At 63.6% G+C, this 18,000-nt stretch carries 15 protein-coding genes and 1 tRNA gene; 10 read left to right on the forward strand and 6 right to left on the reverse strand.

Annotated elements, in window-relative coordinates; genetic code table 11:
- The first annotated feature begins 2 nt into the window (after window positions 1–2).
- Window positions 3–1,250: an ATP-binding protein gene (locus tag OHD62_RS15920; RefSeq protein WP_263783727.1), complete on the forward strand. Its 1,248-nt coding sequence runs from the start codon at window positions 3–5 to the stop codon at window positions 1,248–1,250.
- A gap of 102 nt (window positions 1,251–1,352) precedes the next feature.
- On the opposite strand, the gene rtcR is transcribed toward OHD62_RS15920, so the two are convergent.
- Window positions 1,353–2,951: an RNA repair transcriptional activator RtcR gene (rtcR, locus tag OHD62_RS15925; protein ID WP_263783728.1), complete on the reverse strand. Its 1,599-nt coding sequence runs from the start codon at window positions 2,949–2,951 to the stop codon at window positions 1,353–1,355.
- Window positions 2,952–3,158: 207 nt separating this feature from the next.
- On the opposite strand from rtcR, the gene OHD62_RS15930 reads away from it, so the two are divergent.
- The 3 genes from OHD62_RS15930 to OHD62_RS15940 all read left to right on the forward strand — a co-directional run bounded on the left by OHD62_RS15930 (window position 3,159) and on the right by OHD62_RS15940 (window position 7,244).
- The gene (locus OHD62_RS15930; protein ID WP_263783729.1) at window positions 3,159–4,718 is read left to right on the forward strand and encodes a vWA domain-containing protein; all 1,560 of its coding nucleotides are present in this window, start codon (window positions 3,159–3,161) and stop codon (window positions 4,716–4,718) included.
- A 518-nt stretch (window positions 4,719–5,236) separates the two neighbouring features.
- Window positions 5,237–5,323 (forward strand) — tRNA-Tyr (locus tag OHD62_RS15935).
- Between the two features lie 529 nt (window positions 5,324–5,852).
- The gene (locus OHD62_RS15940; RefSeq protein WP_263783730.1) at window positions 5,853–7,244 is read left to right on the forward strand and encodes an RtcB family protein; all 1,392 of its coding nucleotides are present in this window, start codon (window positions 5,853–5,855) and stop codon (window positions 7,242–7,244) included.
- A gap of 72 nt (window positions 7,245–7,316) precedes the next feature.
- Here OHD62_RS15940 and OHD62_RS15945 read toward each other — a convergent pair whose 3' ends face one another.
- The 5 genes from OHD62_RS15945 to OHD62_RS15965 all read right to left on the reverse strand — a co-directional run bounded on the left by OHD62_RS15945 (window position 7,317) and on the right by OHD62_RS15965 (window position 11,711).
- A complete protein-coding gene (locus OHD62_RS15945) occupies window positions 7,317–8,348 on the reverse strand; it encodes an energy transducer TonB (protein ID WP_263783731.1) in 1,032 nt (343 codons plus the stop codon).
- A complete protein-coding gene (gene exbD, locus OHD62_RS15950; RefSeq protein WP_263783732.1) occupies window positions 8,348–8,803 on the reverse strand; it encodes a TonB system transport protein ExbD in 456 nt (151 codons plus the stop codon). The genes OHD62_RS15945 and exbD overlap by 1 nt, the downstream gene beginning before the upstream one ends.
- A 12-nt stretch (window positions 8,804–8,815) precedes the next feature.
- Window positions 8,816–9,742: a tonB-system energizer ExbB gene (gene exbB / locus OHD62_RS15955; RefSeq protein ID WP_263783899.1), complete on the reverse strand. Its 927-nt coding sequence runs from the start codon at window positions 9,740–9,742 to the stop codon at window positions 8,816–8,818.
- Window positions 9,743–9,795: 53 nt separating this feature from the next.
- Window positions 9,796–10,581: an ATP-binding cassette domain-containing protein gene (locus OHD62_RS15960; protein ID WP_263783733.1), complete on the reverse strand. Its 786-nt coding sequence runs from the start codon at window positions 10,579–10,581 to the stop codon at window positions 9,796–9,798.
- Window positions 10,582–10,955: 374 nt separating this feature from the next.
- The gene (locus OHD62_RS15965) at window positions 10,956–11,711 is read right to left on the reverse strand and encodes a glutamine amidotransferase (protein WP_263783734.1); all 756 of its coding nucleotides are present in this window, start codon (window positions 11,709–11,711) and stop codon (window positions 10,956–10,958) included.
- Between the two features lie 151 nt (window positions 11,712–11,862).
- Here OHD62_RS15965 and OHD62_RS15970 point away from each other — a divergent pair, with 151 nt between their 5' ends.
- The 6 genes from OHD62_RS15970 (at window position 11,863) to OHD62_RS15995 (ending at window position 17,985) form a co-directional block, all read left to right on the forward strand.
- Entirely contained in the window at window positions 11,863–12,942 is a 1,080-nt protein-coding gene (locus tag OHD62_RS15970; RefSeq protein WP_263783735.1) for a LacI family DNA-binding transcriptional regulator, read from the forward strand.
- A gap of 59 nt (window positions 12,943–13,001) precedes the next feature.
- On the forward strand, window positions 13,002–14,108 hold the full coding sequence (locus OHD62_RS15975; RefSeq protein ID WP_263783736.1) for an ABC transporter substrate-binding protein: 1,107 nt from the start codon (window positions 13,002–13,004) through the stop codon (window positions 14,106–14,108).
- A 70-nt stretch (window positions 14,109–14,178) separates the two neighbouring features.
- Entirely contained in the window at window positions 14,179–15,021 is an 843-nt protein-coding gene (locus OHD62_RS15980; protein WP_263783737.1) for an ABC transporter permease, read from the forward strand.
- Window positions 15,018–15,821, forward strand: a complete 804-nt coding sequence (locus OHD62_RS15985; protein ID WP_263783738.1) for an ABC transporter permease — start codon at window positions 15,018–15,020, stop codon at window positions 15,819–15,821. Before OHD62_RS15980 ends, OHD62_RS15985 begins: the two co-directional genes overlap by 4 nt.
- Window positions 15,822–15,868: 47 nt before the next feature.
- Window positions 15,869–16,876 carry a dimethylarginine dimethylaminohydrolase family protein gene (locus OHD62_RS15990; RefSeq protein WP_263783739.1) on the forward strand — a complete coding sequence of 336 codons (1,008 nt, stop codon included), beginning with the start codon at window positions 15,869–15,871 and terminating at the stop codon, window positions 16,874–16,876.
- 32 nt (window positions 16,877–16,908) lie between these two features.
- Window positions 16,909–17,985: an ABC transporter ATP-binding protein gene (locus OHD62_RS15995; protein ID WP_263783740.1), complete on the forward strand. Its 1,077-nt coding sequence runs from the start codon at window positions 16,909–16,911 to the stop codon at window positions 17,983–17,985.
- Window positions 17,986–18,000 lie beyond the last annotated feature (15 nt).

An 18,000-nucleotide genomic window follows, 5' to 3' on the forward strand; every position in this document is an offset into this window, starting at 1 on the left:
CCATGACCTCGCTGCGCAGGCGCCTGATCATCCTGCTGGTGGTCTCGATCATCGGCGTCGTCGGCCTTGCAACGACGGTCGCGATCAAGATCCTCGGCGGGCCTTCGCCGGAGCTGATCATGGGGCCGGTCGCCCGCGAGATCCAGCTTATGGTGCAACTGGTTCCGGGCCATGTGGCGGGCTTGGGCGACGCGCCGATAACCGTCGAAGACCATCCCGCCGCCGGCCTGGAGGACCGCAAGCACACGCGCGTGCTCAACGACATCCTGCATCGCGAAGGCCTCGATCTATCGGCCGTCGTCAGCCGCAATCCCGACGGCCCCGGCATGGTCGCTTCGGTCGCGCTGCCTGACAGGCGCTGGATGATCGTCGACGTCCCCGACTTCAACCCGCCGCGAGACGTCTGGCTCGTGCTCGCCGGCTGGATCACGCTGATCGCGCTCGGCGCCACCGCGGTGTCGGTCTATTTCACCGCCGTGCTGGTGCGGCCGCTTGAGATGCTCGAAACCGCCGTCAGCAAGATCGGGTCGGACGGTGTGCTGGCAACGGTGCCGGAAGAGGGGTCCGCCGAGGTCAGGGCGACAGCGCATGCACTCAACCAGCTCTCCGCCAGGCTGAAGACGGCGATGGAAAGCCGCATGCGCCTGGTCGCCGCCGCCGGCCATGATCTCAGAACACCCATGACGCGCATGCGGCTGCGCGCCGAATTCCTCGACGAGGACCGCGAAAAATGGCTTCACGATCTCGACGAACTCGACCGCATCGCCGACAGCGCCATCCGGCTGGTGCGCGAGGAGGTCGACCAGGATGCCGTCGAACCGGTCGATCTGGCAAAGCTGGTCCGCGACATCGAGGCCGAGATGATTTCGCTTGGCCATGCGGTCTCGGTCAGCCACCTGGACAAGGTCTCGGTCCGGGCAGGCGCGCTCGGCCTTCGCCGCGCCTTGCGCAACCTGATCGTCAACGCCGCGACGCACGGCAAGGCCTGCAGCGTTTCCCTGTCGGGCACGGAAGGTCGGGCTATCCTCACCATCGACGATCGCGGCCCAGGCATCCCACCGGAATTGCTCGGCAAGGCGTTCGAGCCGTTCTTCCGCGTCAATCCCGGCCGCCTGCAATCGATCCCGGGCGCCGGCCTCGGCCTCGCCATCGCCAAGGAAATCATCGAACGCTACGGCGGCGCCATCACGCTGGAAAACCGCGGCGGCGGCGGCCTTTCCCAGAGGGTGGTTTTCGACGCTGTCTCCTGATTGAGGAATACCACCCTTCTCAGGCACGTTGGGCGTTCTAAGTTTGCTCCTTCAAAGGAGATAACAGCAAGGCTGGCAGGTACCGACGTGGAGCAACCTTGATCAGCTTCTGGCAACGTCCTCAAAACTCAGATCGAACCGCGAGAGATATTTGCGCAGCCGGTCGGCGTCGTTACCTGTGGTCTTTTGCAGCCGCGAGACCGCGAACAGTTTTCGCCCAGCCGCGCTGATCGACTTGCTGTCGCGGCAAACCTCAAGCACGGCGGCAAGCTGCGCTCGATCGAACATGTCGATCCGGCTTTGCCGGTCGAGACCTAGAACGTCCAGCAGGATGGCTTCCCGGTCGCTGGCGTCGCCGGCTCGCCACAGCGCCGTCAGGCGCTCGATCTCGTCGCGTACGGCCTCTTCGTTGATGCGGCCAAGCGGCGCCAGAGTCGCCATGCGCGTGACGGAGGCCGAGAGGTCGCGGAAATTCGCTCGCCACATGGCATCAGGCGCCATGGCAAATTTCAGGTAGAGCTCGCGTGCCTCCTTGTTGAAGGTAGCATTCTGTCCCTCGCGCTCGCTGAACCGGCGGAGTTCGAATTCCAGGTTCGGTTCGATGTCCTCCTTGCGGTCGCGCAGCGCCGGCAGCTGGAATGTCCACAAATTGAGCCGCGCGAAAAGATCCTCGCGAAACTTGCCTTCCTTCACGCCGATCGACAGGTCACGATTGGTGCCAGCGAGAAGCTGGAAATCCGACATGACATCCTGATCGGCGCCGACCGGCAGAAAACGCTTTTCCTCGATCGCGCGCAGGCACATGGCCTGTTCGTCGAGACCGAGTTCGCCGATCTCGTCGAGAAACAGGACGCCCTTGTTGGCCGATTTCATCAGCCCTGCGCGCTCATTCTGGGCGCCGGTGAACGCTCCCTTGACGTGGCCGAACAGCGTCGACATCGCCTGGTCGCCGCGCAGCGTCGCGCAATTGACCTCGATGAAGGCACCGGTCACTTGCCGCTGCGCCTTCTTGAGTTCGTAGATGCGCCTGGCTAGCTGCGACTTGCCAGCGCCTGTCGGGCCGGTGAGCAGCACCGGCGCGCGTGAGCGGATCGCCACCTTCTCGATCTGGTCGATCATCTGGTTGAAGGCGGGATTGCGCGTGGCGATGCCTGACTTCAGAAACGACGTCGCCTCATCACGTTCGGCGGCAAAGCGTGTGGCGATCGCATCATAGCGGGACAGGTCGAGATCGATGATCGAATGGCTGCCGGAAACCTCATCGCTGCCCTCGCGCCTGCGTGGCGAGAGCTGAAGCAGCCGCGCCGGGATGAAACGTGCTTCGATGAGCAGGAACCAGCAGATCTGGGCGACATGCGTGCCGGTCGTGATGTTGACGAGATAGTCTTCCTTCTCGGGATCGAACGCATAGGCGCCGGCAAAATCGCGCAGGTGGGTATAGACCTCGCTGAAATCCCAGGGATCCTTCATGCCGATGATGTGCGGCCTGACTTCGGTTGCTGGCGAAACCTGTTCTATGTCGGCAATGATCTGAGTGGCCAATCGCTGCGAATGCACGTCATGGATGAGCTCTAGCCGATCAATGAACAGTCCCGGCTGCTGGCACAGCGCAACCGTTGGCCGCCACCTTTTCCAGCGGTCGTCCCGCCCGCTGGCGTCGAGTGTGGTGCCAAGAATGCCTATCGCAACGCGTCTTCGCATTTTATCCTTTGATATAAATTACGATATCCATATATCAGTTCTCTGATACTGGCGTAAACAGCTTTGATTGCCGCCTGATTTCCATTCGAAATTATTTAATAACAAAACCAACGGTTTGTGCAGCATGCGCAATCGAAAGGCAGGTTCCCCCTTTAAACTGGCACGCGGCTTGTAATGCTGCTGGTGTGAAAATGAAGGATGAGAACAATGGCGAACAAATCCGTGTTTGCGACGATTGCAGGAAAGCTGCTCCCGCCGGCTGACGCTCGGAACCATGAGGGCGCCCAGGCTTATCGCCTGTCGCCTGAGCAGGCTCTGGCGCAGCTGGCGGCGACGGGAACGTTCAACGCGACCTTCTATGCCGAGCCGCGCGAGCAGCTGGACGAGGTACTGAAGCTCGCCTTGCAGGTCGAGCCGGGATTCCTGGCCAAAACCGCCGTCCACGCCTTCGAGCAGGGCTACATGAAGGATATGCCGGCATTGCTGCTGGCCGTTCTCTCCTCGATGCAGGGCGACGAGTTCGACCGTGCTTTTGGGCGTATCGTCAGGAACGGCAAGATGCTGCGCAACTTCGTGCAGGTCATGCGTTCCGGCGCCACCGGGCGCAAGTCGCTCGGTACGCGGCCGAAGCGCCTTGTCCAGGCTTGGCTCGAACAGGCGGCCGATTACGAGATCATGCGGGCTGCGGTCGGCAACGATCCGTCGCTGGCCGATGTCATCAAGATGGTTCACCCGAAGCCGAAATCGGCCTCGCGTGAAACGCTCTACGGCTACCTGATCGGCAAGCCGCATGACGTGGCCGTGCTGCCGGACGTGGTAAAGTCATTCGAGGCGTTCAAGCGCGATCCGTCGCTGCCTGTGCCTGAAGTGCCGTTCCAGATGTTGACCTCGATGCCGCTTTCGCGCGAGCATTGGGTGCAGATCGCGGAAACGGCCGGATGGCAGATGCTGCGGCAGAACCTCAACACCTTCGCCCGCAATGGCGTGTTCGAAGTGGAGGGGTTCGCGGAAAGGCTGGCAGCGCGCTTGCGCGATCCGGAAGAGGTCCGGCGCGCGCGGGTGTTCCCGTACCAGCTCATGGTGGCGTTCACCATGGCCGATGTGAAGGTGCCTGGCGTTGTCCGGGACGCGTTGCAGGATGCGATGGAAATCGCACTCGGCAACGTTCCCCGGATCAGTGGCCATGTGGTCGTGTGCCCGGACGTTTCGGGCTCGATGAGCTCGCCGGCGACCGGTTACCGCAAGGGCGCGACGTCGGCCGTCCGCTGCATCGACGTGGCTGCCCTGGTGGCCGCCGCGCTGCTGCACAGGAATCCGACAGCCAGGGTAATGCCGTTCGAGAACGATGTGGTTGATATCAGCCTCAACGCTCGCGACACGGTGATGACCAACGCCGCCAGACTTGCTGCCATCGGTGGTGGCGGAACCAACTGTTCGGCTCCGCTGGCACGGCTGGTGCGCGAGAAGGCGAAGGTCGACCTGGTGGTGTTCGTGTCGGACAACCAGTCCTGGGTGGATGCCTCTGCGCATGCGCATCGGGGCACCACGACGATGCAAGAATGGCAGAAGCTGAAGGGGTGGAACCCGGCAGCCAAGCTGGTCTGCATTGACATCCAGTCTCATCTGACGACGCAGGCCAAGTCGCAGGTCGACATCCTGAATGTCGGCGGCTTCTCCGACCGCGTCTTCGATGTGGTCGGCACGATGCTGTCTTCGGGCGGCGACCCGGACCATTGGGTGCGCACGATCGAGGCGATCGAACTGTAGAACAATGATCCCGGCGGCGCGTCCGCCGGGACCACCGGGACAAAAAACAGAAAACAGAGCATGACGAATGCCGATGGAACTACAGGCTGTTCACCTCCAGGTCGCGGGTTCGAATCCCGTCGGGTCCGCCACTATGGACCCGTAGCTCAGCGGTCAGAGCGGGACGTTTCGTCAAACCTTGTCGTCATGCCCGACAGCTTTTGCGCGGCTCGGGTCGAACCTCGAGAAGAAAGGAACTGAATATAGGCATGACGGATGCCGGTGGAACTACAGCTTCAGGTGCTCCTTACGCAGGTTCGATTCCTGCCTTGCTCGATCGAGCATGTAGCCGAGTGGTTAGGCGGGAAACGTTTCACCAATACCTTGCCGTCATGACCTGAAGAAACCGCGGCGAATGCCGGATGGAACTACAGCATCAGGAACGGGATGCTCCGTGAGGTTCGACTCCTCACCTCGCAGGCGCTCTCTGGCACGAGCGGGACTCCCGGGTTTCATCTTCTCTTGTCGCCGCGGCGATTGAATGAATGGCGAATGCAGGCAGGACTACAGGTAGCGCGCCCGCCGATAAGGCGGGAGGTCGGGTGTTCAAATCACTCTCTCGTTCTACGGAACGGGGTGGCGCAGTCACCGTCTTGCCAATCCTTGTCGCCAGCCGATTAAGCAGGGCGAATGCCTGTGGGAATACATTGGTATCTGGCGGTTCGAATCCGCCCGTCGGTCGGTTGACCGATCGGTTTCTCGCAGAGACTTTGTCGACCACCTGGAAAAGAAAAGGAATGGCGAATGCAGGCAGGACTACAGGGATAGAGCGTCTGCGGCGAAGGTCGCGGAAGGTCGGATGTTCAACCCATCCCTTCCATCCCACTGGGACGGAAAGTAGCTCAGTTTTTGTCTTGCCGACCCTTGTCGCCAGACCGAACGAAAAGGACGAATGCCTGCGAGACTACAGGTAGACGCAGCCCGCTGCGAGCAACAAGCCAGCGGGTGCCGAAAGGCGTGGGGGCTCGTGTCCCTCCTTCGCATCTTGCGAAGTGGCGGAAAGATGTCTCGCATTCCCTTGTCGTCCGCCCGCAATGCGCAGTGCTGCCCCAGGCAGTCGTGCCGAACATGGCAGTCATACCGAAAGTGAAAGACATGACCGAGATTTTGAGTGGACAGGATTTGATCGATGCCGGCATGCCGCAGGGCAAGTGGTTCGGCAAGGCGCTCGCCGCCGCAAACGCGGTGCTGGAGAGTGGCGGATCGCAGGGCGATGCACTGGAGGCCGCGCGTGCTTTCGCGCCGCCGCCGGCCTTGCCGCTGCATGCGGCCGTCTGCATGCCACTACATCTAAACATCGAGGCTGAGACGCCTGAGGAAGCCGCCAACGTCGAATCGGTCACGCGCAGCATGACCGAGCTGATGCGTACGCCGGTGATCCGTGCCGGCGCCATCATGCCAGACGCCTGTCCGACCGGTCCGTCGGGCACCATTCCAGTCGGCGGCGTCGCCGTCTCCGAGGCGATCCACCCCGGCATGCATTCGGCCGACATCTGTTGCTCGATGGCGATCTCGGTATTCCCTGGTGTGGCGCCTGCCACGCTGCTCGATGCCGTGCACTCGGTTACCCATTTCGGGCCGGGCGGACGTCCTCGCGGCCAGCAGATCCGGCCGGCCAGGGAGGTCTTCGAGCGTTTCGAGGCCAACCCCTTGCTACGCGATGTGACCAGTGCCGCGATCGAGCATTTCGGCACCCAGGGCGACGGCAACCATTTCGCCTATGTCGGCACGCTGAAGTCGAGCGGTGAGACGGCGCTGGTCACCCACCATGGCTCGCGCTCTCCGGGTGCCCGGCTCTACAGCAAGGGCATGAAGATCGCCGAGGGTGTCCGCAAAACGCTGTCGCCGGAGACCTTGCCGCAGAATGCCTGGATCCCAGCCGACACCAGGGAAGGCGATGAGTATTGGGACGCCCTGCAAACGATCCGCGAATGGACCAAGGGCAACCACATGCTCGTCCACGATATGGCGGCCGAGCGTCTGTCGGCGAAGGTGTCGGACCGGTTCTGGAACGAGCACAACTTCGTCTTCCGTCGCTCGGACGGGCTGTTCTACCACGGCAAGGGCGCCACCCCGGCCTTCGACAACTGGGCCGAGGATGCGACCGATCTGACCCTGATTCCGCTCAACATGGCGGAACCGGTGCTGATCGTGCGCGGCAAGAATGCGGAGCACGGACTTGGCTTTTCGCCGCACGGCGCTGGGCGCAATTTTTCGCGCAGCCAGCACCGGCGCATGCAGGCCGGACGCAGCTACGCCGATATCTTCGCGGAAGAGACGAAGGGCATCGATGCCCGCTTCTTCTCGGGCGTGACGGACATTTCGGAGCTGCCGAGCGCCTACAAGAACGCCGCGTCGATGCGCCGCCAGATCGAGCATTTCGGCCTGGCGGAGATCGTCGACGAGGTCATGCCCTATGGCTGCATCATGGCCGGCGACTGGGAAGCCAACGCGCCCTGGCGCAAGAAGAGGGAAGCGCGCTCGTAAGAGGGGCGTCGGCCGTAGCGAAGACGTCGCTGTGTGCGAGCAGCAATGCCCGCACACAGTGACCTTGGTTGATTATCTCAGGTTGAACAGAAAGGGCGCTGTACGGGTTATGCGGGAACCGAGTCCTTGCGGCGGCGTCGGCACCTTGGCTCCCTGCAACGCGCTGAGCGCGGCGCGATCGAGGTCCGAGTCACCGGAGGAACCGGCCAACCGGGCGGATAGGACCCGACCCGACGCATCGACCGTAAAGGTCACTTTCGGGCTACCTTGCGCGCCTCGGGCCTTCGCGGCGCTTGGATAGCGTGTGTGCCGTCTTATCCACGCACTCAGCTGCGAATTCCATTTCGACGCGTCTCCCCGGGACGCCGAGGCCGACGCCTTGGCCGATTTAGGGGCCGCCGCCCGGGGCGCGGGCTTCGCAGTGGCGCTGGCGGCGGCCGTCTTCGCCGGGGCGGCTTTCTCCTTCTTCGAAGTCTTCTTGACCTTTTCGACGGGCTTCTTGGCCTTGGCTTCGGGCTTCTTCGCCTCAATCGGCTTCTTTGCCTTGACCGGTTTCTTCACCTCGGCCTCGACGGGAGCTTCGACCGGCTTCGGCTGCGGTAGCGGAATGACCACGTCCGGCGCGACGGTCTCGACGATATCGGGCACGACCTCCTCCAGCGGTAGCTGGTCGACCCGTTCAGGCATGGGCGGCTGGGCGGGTTCGATCGCGTCGGTCGCAGCCGTTTGCGGTGACTCGGCCGCCGACTCCGCCTGCTCGGCAGGCGGTTCGGCCACTGGCTCTGCGATCTCGACGGGCGGTTCGGGCTCCGTCACCGGCTTGGCTTCGGCTGTCTCGACCTCCTCGACCGGCTCCGCCGCATCGGGCGTCACCACATCCGCTACGTCGGCCTCTTCCGCCGGCATGATCACCATCGGCGACAGCTCGATCAGCTGCGCCGGTGGCGGCCCGCCATCCATCTCGGCTGGCCGCAAATCCTGCACTGCATAGGCGATCGCGACATGCGCCGCGAGAACCAGCGCCGCCGCCGCCGCCCACAGGCCGGTCTCGCGCGCACCGAGGCGCGACAGGTCAACCGTGGGGGAAGCGGCCATCATCGACATTATTGGCCCGCCTGCGGTGCGGCGGCATCGGCCGCAGGCAAGGTCTCGAGGCCAACCAGCGCGATCTTCAGATAACCGGCGCCGCGCAGCAGGTTCATCACCTCCATCAGGTCGCCATAGCCGACCGCCTTGTCGGCCCGCAGGAAGATGCGCGTCTGCTTGTCGCCTTTCGTCCTGCCGTCCAGCGTGGCGGCGAAGGAACCGCGCGGCACGGTGTCGTTGCCGATCGCCAGGCTGAGGTCGTCTTTCAGCGTCAGGAACAGCGGCGTCTCCGGTCGCGGCGCGGGCGTCGCGGTCGAACCAGGCAGGTCGACATTGACGTCGACTGTCGCCAACGGCGCCGCGACCATGAAGATGATCAAGAGAACCAGGATGACGTCGATGAAAGGGGTGACGTTGATCTCGTGGTTTTCCTCGAGATCGCCGTCGATGTTTTCTCGAATTCTAGCCGCCACGGCGCTGCTCCCCTATTCCGCGGCCAGCGCCGTTGCCGGCGCGACGTTGCGGAAATCCAGATCCCGGCTGACCAGTCGTTCGACCCCGGCCGAGGCATCGGCGAGGATCTGCCGGTAGCCGGCTATGGACCGCGCAAAGACGTTGTAGATGACCACCGCCGGGATCGCCGCGACAAGGCCCATCGCGGTGGCGAGCAAGGCTTCCGCGATGCCTGGCGCCACGACGGCGAGGTTGGTGGTCTGCGCCTGCGAGATGCCGATGAAGGCGTTCATGATGCCCCAGACGGTGCCGAACAGACCGACAAAGGGCGCCGTCGAGCCGATCGTCGCCAGCACGCCAGTGCCGCGCGACATGCGCCGCGCCGCCGCCGCCTCGATGCGCGACAGGCGCGAGGCGACCCGTTCCTTCAGCCCGTCGCCGGACACCTGCTCGAGCGCGCCGGCTGAAAGTGCTGCCTCTTCCTCGGCCGCCCGCACCAGCAGGGCTCCAGGGCCGCCGGTATGGCCAAGCGCGCGCCTGGCTTGGTTCAGCGAGGCGGCATTGCCGATCGCGCTGGCCGCGCGGCGGGCATTGAGCTTGCCGCCGAGGATCTCCAGCGACTTGGCCAGCCAGATCGTCCAGGTGACCAGGGAGGCAAAGGCCAGCCCGATCATCACCCCTTTCACGACGATGTCGGCGGCCATGAACATGCCCCATGGCGACAGATCGTGCGGCAGGGTCAGCGACACGTCCGTCGAGGAACCCTCCTCGGCTGGCATGGCCGCGCCAGGCTGCTCCGTCGGCGACACAGTCGCATCGGGCGCCGCCAAGGGGGGAGAAGCGGGAGCAGGCGTCTCGATCGCCGGTGGCGGAGCCGCCGGTTGCTCCTGGGCAGCAGCGCCGCCGGCCGACAGGAGGACGGATGCGATCAACGCCGCGAACAAACCATGTCTGGACAAATGATGTCTGGGCAAGGGCTTCTTCCTTATTCTCGCAATTCTCACAACTGGCCTCACTGCACATAGCCGATAGGCTGGCCGGTGACGGGGTGCGCGAACACGCCCATCTCGACGCCGAAAATGCCTTTGAGCACGTCGCCCCGCATGATCTCGTCGGGGGTGCCGCGCGTCAGCAGCCTGCCCTCCTTCAGCGCAATCAACTCGTCGCAGTAGCGTGCCGCCATGTTGGGATCGTGCAGCACCACGACGACGCAGAGGTCGCGCTTGCGGCTGAGCTCCTTGACCAGCCCCAGCACCTCGACCTGATGGGCGATGTCGAGCGCCGAAATCGGTTCGTCGAGCAGCATGACGCCGGCATTCTGCGCCACCAGCATGGCCAGCCATGCGCGCTGGCGTTCGCCGCCGGACAGTTCGTCCACCAGCCGTGCGCCGAAATCCGCCATGTCGGTCAGGACAAGCGCCTCGTCGACATGGCGCCTGTCCTCATGCCCGAAACGGCCGAGCGCGCCATGCCAGGGATAGCGGCCGAGGCTCGCCAGCTCACGCACGGTCAAGCCCGTCGCCGCCGGCGTCGTCTGCGGCAGATAGGCGAGCGCACGGGCCAGTTCCCGCGCGCCCCACTGCACCAGCGGGCGCTGCGCGAAGGTGATGCCGCCGGCACTTGCCGGCTGCTGGCGCGCCATGAGTTTTATCAGCGTCGACTTGCCCGAACCATTGTGCCCGATCAGCCCGTAGACGCGCGAGCGTTGCAGTTCGAGCGTAACAGGACCCAGCAGCGTCCGCTCGCCGACGGCAAAGCGCACGGCGTCTATGTGGAAGGCAGTCTGATTTCCAGCCACGGTGTTGGCCTCTCTCCGGCTTCGCGCGCATTTCCACAATCCGCTTTTCGGCGAGCGATGCCGGTTGACTATGAAACATGACTTTACTAGTCAACAATGAAGATGACTATTTGAGTCAACAAAATGTCGCGATGCGCCCGCGTTGCGTCGAAATCCGGAAAAAGTGGGAGCGTGCCGAGATGGTGACGGGTCGCGGAGCGCCCTGCCTGGCTGCAACCATGCGGTCGCGCAGGATTTCGCCAATCTCCATCGCCGCAAGACGTGAGCAGACGCTGGAGTTGCCGACCTCCCCCTCGTGGGGAGATGTCCGGCGGGGCGAAGGATCGCTACAGCCCATAAGGGTCTGTCGAATTTCGGCGCGCCACGCTGCGTGCCTACTTCCCGGACGCCCAGGCCGCCAATTGCCGCCACAGTGGCGCATAACCCTGCCACTCGACGAAAGCGGCCGGCGCCCAGTGCGGCGCGCAATCCGAGGTGAAGGCGACGCTCCTGCCCTTGCCGTACTGGCCGGCGACGATCAGCGGGTCATCGCCGACCTTCGCGACCACCGTGGCGCCGCTTTTCGGCTTCACACGGTTGTAGCCGAGCAGATGCGGCCAGACCGGCCCGAGGCCGGCGACGATCGGATGTGCCGTCTTGAGGATCTGCGGCGTCACGCCTTGCGGAGACTCCACGCGATCGTCCGTCGCGGCGATGTTGACCGGCAGGATCTCCTCGATCGCTGTTCCGGAATACTGGCCTTTGGCCTCGATGCCCTGGAACGTCATATAGCCGCCGACCATGACAAAGCCGCCGCCCGCCGCGACATAGTCGCGAATCGCATGCAGCCTGTTGGGCAAGGCGACCGAACGGACGAACGTATCGGGATGGAGCAGCAGCGTGTTGGCGCCGACATCGCTCAGCATCACGCAATCATAGTGCGACAATGCTTTCGCATCGAACGGGAATTCACGCGCGGCGACATGGGCAGGCTGGTAATCGACCTGCCAGCCGCCGGTTTCCAGCGCATCGCGCAGCCAGCGGATCCCTTCCGCATATTCCACCGTCGAAAAACTGTCGAAGCCCTTCTGGTGGGTGCTGTGCACCGTCCATGACTCACCGGCAATCAGAACGCGTCCCGTCGCGGCCATTTCCCTCTCCCTGTCGAATTATCGCGGCAGCGTTCGCAAAGCCTGCCCGGGAAAAGAGCGTAATTTACGAAACCGGTTTAGTAAAGCGGTTTACAAGTCGCATTTCCTGTGCTGAAATCCTGATTGACAGGGAACATTGGCGAAACCGCCTATGAAGAAGCCTACGGCATCGACGATCAGGAACGTGGCGCACGCGGCCGGCGTGTCGGTCACCACCGTCTCGCGTCACCTGAACGGCCGTATCAAGCTGCCGGCCGAAACCAGCGAGCGCATCAGCGCGGCGGTGGCGAAGCTGGAATACCGCCCCAACGCCATTGCGCGGCGCCTGAGCAAAGGCAGCAGTGAAACCATCGGCCTGATCGTCTCCGACATCTCCTACCCGTTTTTCGCCGCCATCGCGAGCGCGGCGGAAGAGGAGGCGAGCCGCCTCGGCTACAGCCTGGTGATGTTCAACAGCCGCAACATCGCGGCCAAGGAACTGGGCTTCCTGTCGCGCATCGACGACGCGCAGGTCGACGGCATCCTGCTGATGACCAACCATCCCGACGATGGCGCGCTGGTCCAGAAGATCAATGCCTGCAGCAACGTCGTGCTGGTCGACGAGGACGTTCCCGGCGCCATCGCGCCGCGCCTGTTTGCCGACAATCGTCTCGGCGCCACGCTTGCGACCGAGCATCTTCTGGAGCACGGCCACCGGGCGATCGCCTTTGTCGGCGGACCGCCGGCACTGCTCAGCAGCAAGGAACGGTTCGGCGCCTTTGCGGACAGTCTCAAATGCCGGGGCCTTGAGGTGAACCCGGACTACGTCTTCTTCGGCGACTATGACGAGCAGTCCGGCCTTGACGCATTCCTGCGGTTCGCCTCCCTCGACAATCCGCCGACTGCCATCTTCGCCTCCGCCGACATGCTGGCGCTGGGGATTTTGCAAGGCTGCCGCACGCTCGGCATTGCCGTGCCGGTCGATCTATCGCTGGTCGGTTTCGACGACATCCGCAACGTCGACCTTCTCGACCCGCCGCTGACGGCCGTGCACCAGTCGGCGGAGGAATTCGGCCGCCGGGCGGTCGGCTTGCTGATCGACCACATCAACGGCGCCGAGATACCGGATGCGGCGCCGGTGGCGGTGAAGCTCATCGTGCGCCATTCCGTGGCCGCGCCGCGCAAGGCGCATTGGAAACCGACTGGAAACGCTACGGCGGAAAAACGACCGCCGGCAAGAGTGGGAACTTAATAGAGACGGATCAAATCCGCGAAGACCTGCAGTCAACATCAACAATGGGAGAATTAACAATGATAATCTCGCACTTCGCAAAAGACGCGGCTGAGATCGCGCTGGAAAAGTTCAACCGCGGTGAGATCGATCGCCGCTCTTTCCTCTTTGCCCTCGGCGGCCTCGGACTTGCGGCCGCCTTCAAGCCTGGCGTTGCCCAGGCCGACGCCTCCGAAATCGTCGTCTGCAACTGGGGTGGCGCCGCGGTAGATGCCTTTGCCAAGGCCTATGGCGACCCCTTCACCAAGAAGAGCGGCATGAAGGTGGTGATCGATGGGGCTGGCCCGGCGGTCGGCACCATCCGCGCCATGGTCGAATCCGGCAAGGTCATCTGGGACGCCACCGACGGCGGCATGATCGACTCGCTGACGCTGGGCAAGGGCAATCTGGTCGAGAAGATCGACTACTCGATCGTCGACAAATCGCAGGTACCGGAGAATTTCGCCGGCGAGTTCGGCGTCTCGAACTATGTCTATTCGAACGTGCTCGCCTATGACGCCGACGCCACCAAGGGGACAGCACCCACCGGTTGGGCCGACTTCTTCGACACGGCGAAATTCCCGGGCAAGCGCACCATGTGCAAATGGATCCAGGGCCAGCTCGAATTCGTCCTCATGGCGGACGGCGTCGCGCCCGCCGACCTCTATCCGCTCGATGTCGACCGGGCGTTCAAGAAGCTGAAGCCGATGCTTGCCGACATCATCTTCTGGGAGGGCGGCGCACAGACGCAGCAATTGTTCCGCGAGGGCGAAGTGGTGATGGGCAATATCTGGCACACCCGCGCCAACCTTCTCAACAAGGAGACGCCCGACAAGTTCAAGTGGATCTGGGAACAGAACATCCTGTCGGCCAGCGCCTGGTCGGTTCCCAAGGGCAATCCCGCCGGCAAGAAAGTGTTCGATTTCATCAATTCGACGCTCGATCCGGCCGGCCAGCTCGTGCTGCTGCAGATCATGGGCAATGGGCCTTCCAACCCCAAGACGCTGGCCTTGATGACGCCGGAGGATGCCAAGGTCAATCCGACGACCAAAGAGAATGCGGCCTCACAGATCATGCTCAACCCGGCCTACTACGCCGAACATGAGACCGAGCTCCAGAACAAGTATCTGGATTTCATCTCGAGCTGACCGCACGCCAACAGAGGAAAGGGCTGCCGCCGGCAAGGCGGCGGCCCGAATCTGACGCGAAATTGATCCGATGCGAAATTTCAAGACAACAGCCCTGCTGCTGACGGTTCCCGCCAGCCTGGTGGCGATCGGGCTCTATGCGGCGCCGATCCTGCAGGTTCTGGCGTTGAGCCTGACCGAGCCAAAGTTCGGGCTGGCCAACTATCAGAGCCTGTTCGCCAACGCCGCGGTCGGACGCGTGGTGATGACGACGCTCAAAGTGTCGGTCATGACGACGGTGCTGACCGTGCTGGCGAGCTATATCGTCGCCTTCGCCATTATCCACATGTCGGCCGGCTGGCGCCGCATCTCGCTTTTCCTGGTGCTGGTGCCGTTCTGGATATCGGTGCTGGTCAGGGCGTTTTCCTGGATCACCATCCTGCGCCGGCGCGGCGTCCTCAACAGCACCTTGATGGATACGGGCGTCATCTCGACGCCGCTCGACCTGGTCTACAATCTCTTCGGCGTCACCATCGGCATGGTCCACTACATGATGCCGTTCGCCATTCTTTTGCTCTACGCCAATTTGTCTGACATCGACCGCCGCATCATGCAGGCGGCGCGCTCGCTGGGCGCGCGCCCGGCGACGATCTTCTGGCGCGTCTGGCTGCCGCTCAGCCTGCCCGGCATCGCGCTGGCGACCTTGTTCGTCTTCGTCTTCTCGCTCGGCTTCCTGGTCACGCCCGCTCTCCTCGGCGCCGGCAAGACCCTGATGATCGCCGAATACATCTCGGTGCAGATTTCAAGCACCTCGCGCTGGGACCTCGCGACATCGCTGTCGACCATGTTGCTGCTGGTGGTCGGCATCATCGTCTTTGCCGCCATGCGCAGCCCGGCGCTGCGCGCCGCCTTCGTCGCGAGGCCGCAGCAATGAAGCCACGACGCATCATCGAGGTCGGTCTGCCGCGCCTTTTGGCCTGGTGCCTGCTCGGCTTCCTGTTCGTGCCGATCCTGGTGGTGATCCCGGTCGCGCTCACCGACCGCGATTACCTGTCGCTGCCGCAGGACGGCATGTCGATGCAGCATTTCGCGGCACTGGCCGACTGGAGCAAGGGCTGGCTGCCGAGCATGCTGACCAGCGCCGGCATCGCGCTTGCCTGCGCCGCGATCGCCACAGTGCTCGGCGTCGCCTTCGCCGTCGGCGCCTGGGCGGCGGGCGGCTGGTGGCCGTCGCTGATGCGTATCCTGCTTTTGTCGCCAATGATCGTGCCGCCGATCATCTACGCCGTCGGCATGGTGAAGCTGTGGGCGCGTCTGTCGCTGCTCGACAGCTATACCGGCGTCATCCTGGTGCATGTCGTGCTGGCCCTGCCGCTGACGGTGCTTGCCATCGGCGCGTCGCTCTCCAATCTCGACCAGCGGCTGGTGCAGGCGGCGAGAAGCCTCGGCGCCAGGCCGATGACCGTGTTCGGCAAGGTGATCCTGCCGAACATCGTTCCCGGCGTTGCCGCCGGCGCCCTGCTCGCCTTCGTCTCCTCCTGGGACGAGATCACGGTGACGCTGTTCATCACCGGACGCGCCGTCGTCACCCTGCCGCGCCGCATCTGGACGAGCATCCAAGATGCGGTCGATCCGGCGCTGGCGGCGATCGCCACCGTCCTGCTTGTCATCACCGTGCTGGCGCTGGTCGCACGCGCGCTGGTCGAGCAACGGCAACGGCAACGGAAGTTCTAGTTCAAACACCCCGATCGTCGGGACCATTCGAAAGGAAAGGAATACCCATGAGCACCGCGATGAGCGACAACGAGTACCGGGAGAACAAGTTCTTCAGCATCTTCGGCTCCGTTCCGGAACCGGGCTTCGACACGGCTGAGGAGCAGATCCCGGTATGGGGCCGCCATTGGGGCTGCTCGAACGATGTCGGCAAGCTGCGCGCCGTTCTGATGCATCGCCCCGGCGACGAGCTTTCCGTCGTCGAGAACAAGCCGATGCCCGAGGTCGGTGGTTTCGGCGATCCGGAAAAAGGCTGGTATTGGATGGGCCGCACCATGCCCGATTTGCCGGCCATGCAGCGCGCCCATGACGAATTCACCGGCCTGCTGCGTTCGGAAGGCGTCGATGTCATCCTCGTCGACAAGGCCGCCCCCGGCGCGATGAAGCAGATCTATACGCGCGACAGCGTCATCGGCATTCCGGGTGGCGCCATCGTCACGCGCCTGGCGCGGCGGGTGCGCCGCGGCGAGGAATTGCCGGTGACCCGGGCGCTGGCCAAGGCCGGATGCCCGATCCTCGGCACCATCCACGGCTCGGCCGTCTTCGAAGGTGGTGGCTTTGCCTTCATCGATTCCAAGACCGCCGTCTGCACGGTCTCCATCGCCTGCAATCCGGAAGGCGTGCGGCAGGTCGAAAGTATCCTCGCCGGCCTCGGCGTGACGCTGATCAAGGTGCCGATGCCCGGATACCGTATTCACATCGACGGCGCTTTCATTATGGTCGACGTTGAGACGGCGATCGTCAATGTCAACGAACTGCCCTACCCGTTCATCGAATATCTGGAGAAGCGCGGCATCAAGATGATCGAACTGCCTCCCGAGGACAGCGCCATGTCGCTCAACTGCCTGGCCGTCGCGCCCGGTCGCGTGATCATGCATGGCAGCCGCTCGAAGCGTCTGGCCGACAGGCTCGACGCCGCCGGGATCACCGTGCTGACCTGCAATTACGAGACGGTCGAGCTTGGCGGCGGCGGCCTGCATTGTTCGACGGCGCCGCTGATCAGGGACCCGATCTGACATGGTCCCGTCCGATATGGTCCCGAACTGACATGGCATTGCTGGTCATCGACGATCTGGCAAAGACCTATGACAAGGTCACCGCCTTGACTGGGATCAACCTCTCGGTCGAGGCGGGAGAGTTCGTCACCTTGCTCGGGCCCTCGGGGTCCGGCAAGACGACGCTTCTGATGTCGCTGGCCGGCTTCACTACGCCGAGCAAGGGCATGATCAGCCTCGATGGCAAGGACATCACCCATGTCGACCCCGAGGACCGCAATTTCGGCTTCGTCTTCCAGGGTTATGCGCTGTTTCCCCATCTCACCGTCGCCAACAACATCGCCTTCTCGCTCAGGGTCCGCAAATGGGAGAAGGCGAAGATCGCGGCACGGGTGACCGAGATGCTGTCGCTGGTCGGTCTCGACAATCTGGCCGAGCGCAAGCCGCGCGAACTGTCCGGCGGCCAGCAACAGCGTGTCGCCATCGCGCGCGCCTTGGCCTTCGGGCCGCGCATCCTGCTTCTCGACGAGCCGCTCTCGGCCCTCGACCGCATGCTGCGCGAAACGATGCAGAAGGAATTGAAGCGGCTGCATCGCGAGACCGGAGTGACCTTCGTCTATGTCACCCACGATCAGGAAGAAGCGATCGCCATGTCCGATCGCATCGCCGTGTTCAACCATGGCCGCATCATCGAGATCGGACCGCCGCGCGACCTCTACAAGAAACCGTCGACGCGCTTCGTCGCCGGCTTTCTCGGCGAGAACAATTTTCTAAGCGGCCACCGCGCCGATGACGATGAGACGATGGTCGAGGCGTTCGGCACCCGCTTCGGCTTTCCCCTGGCCAAAAGCCGCGAATGGCCCGGCGACAGTCTGACCGTATGGGTGCGCCCCGAGGACATCCGCATCGGCCAGGCAATCGGGGAGGAGGTCGGCTTTCGCGCGACGGTGGTCGAGAACTCCTTTGTCGGCGCGCTCGAGCGCATCCTGCTCAGGACAGCGACCGGCGAACAGATGGTGGCGACGCTGCGTTCGGAGGCAGCCGTCGCCGCCTTGCCGGGGCAGATCATCGACTGCCGGATTGACCCGTCCGCCATCGGTGTCCTGCCGAACGAAACTTCGGGGCTTTGAGCCGGCAAACATATC

The sequence above is a fragment of the Mesorhizobium sp. YC-39 genome, assembly GCF_025753795.1.
Classification (GTDB): domain Bacteria; phylum Pseudomonadota; class Alphaproteobacteria; order Rhizobiales; family Rhizobiaceae; genus Mesorhizobium.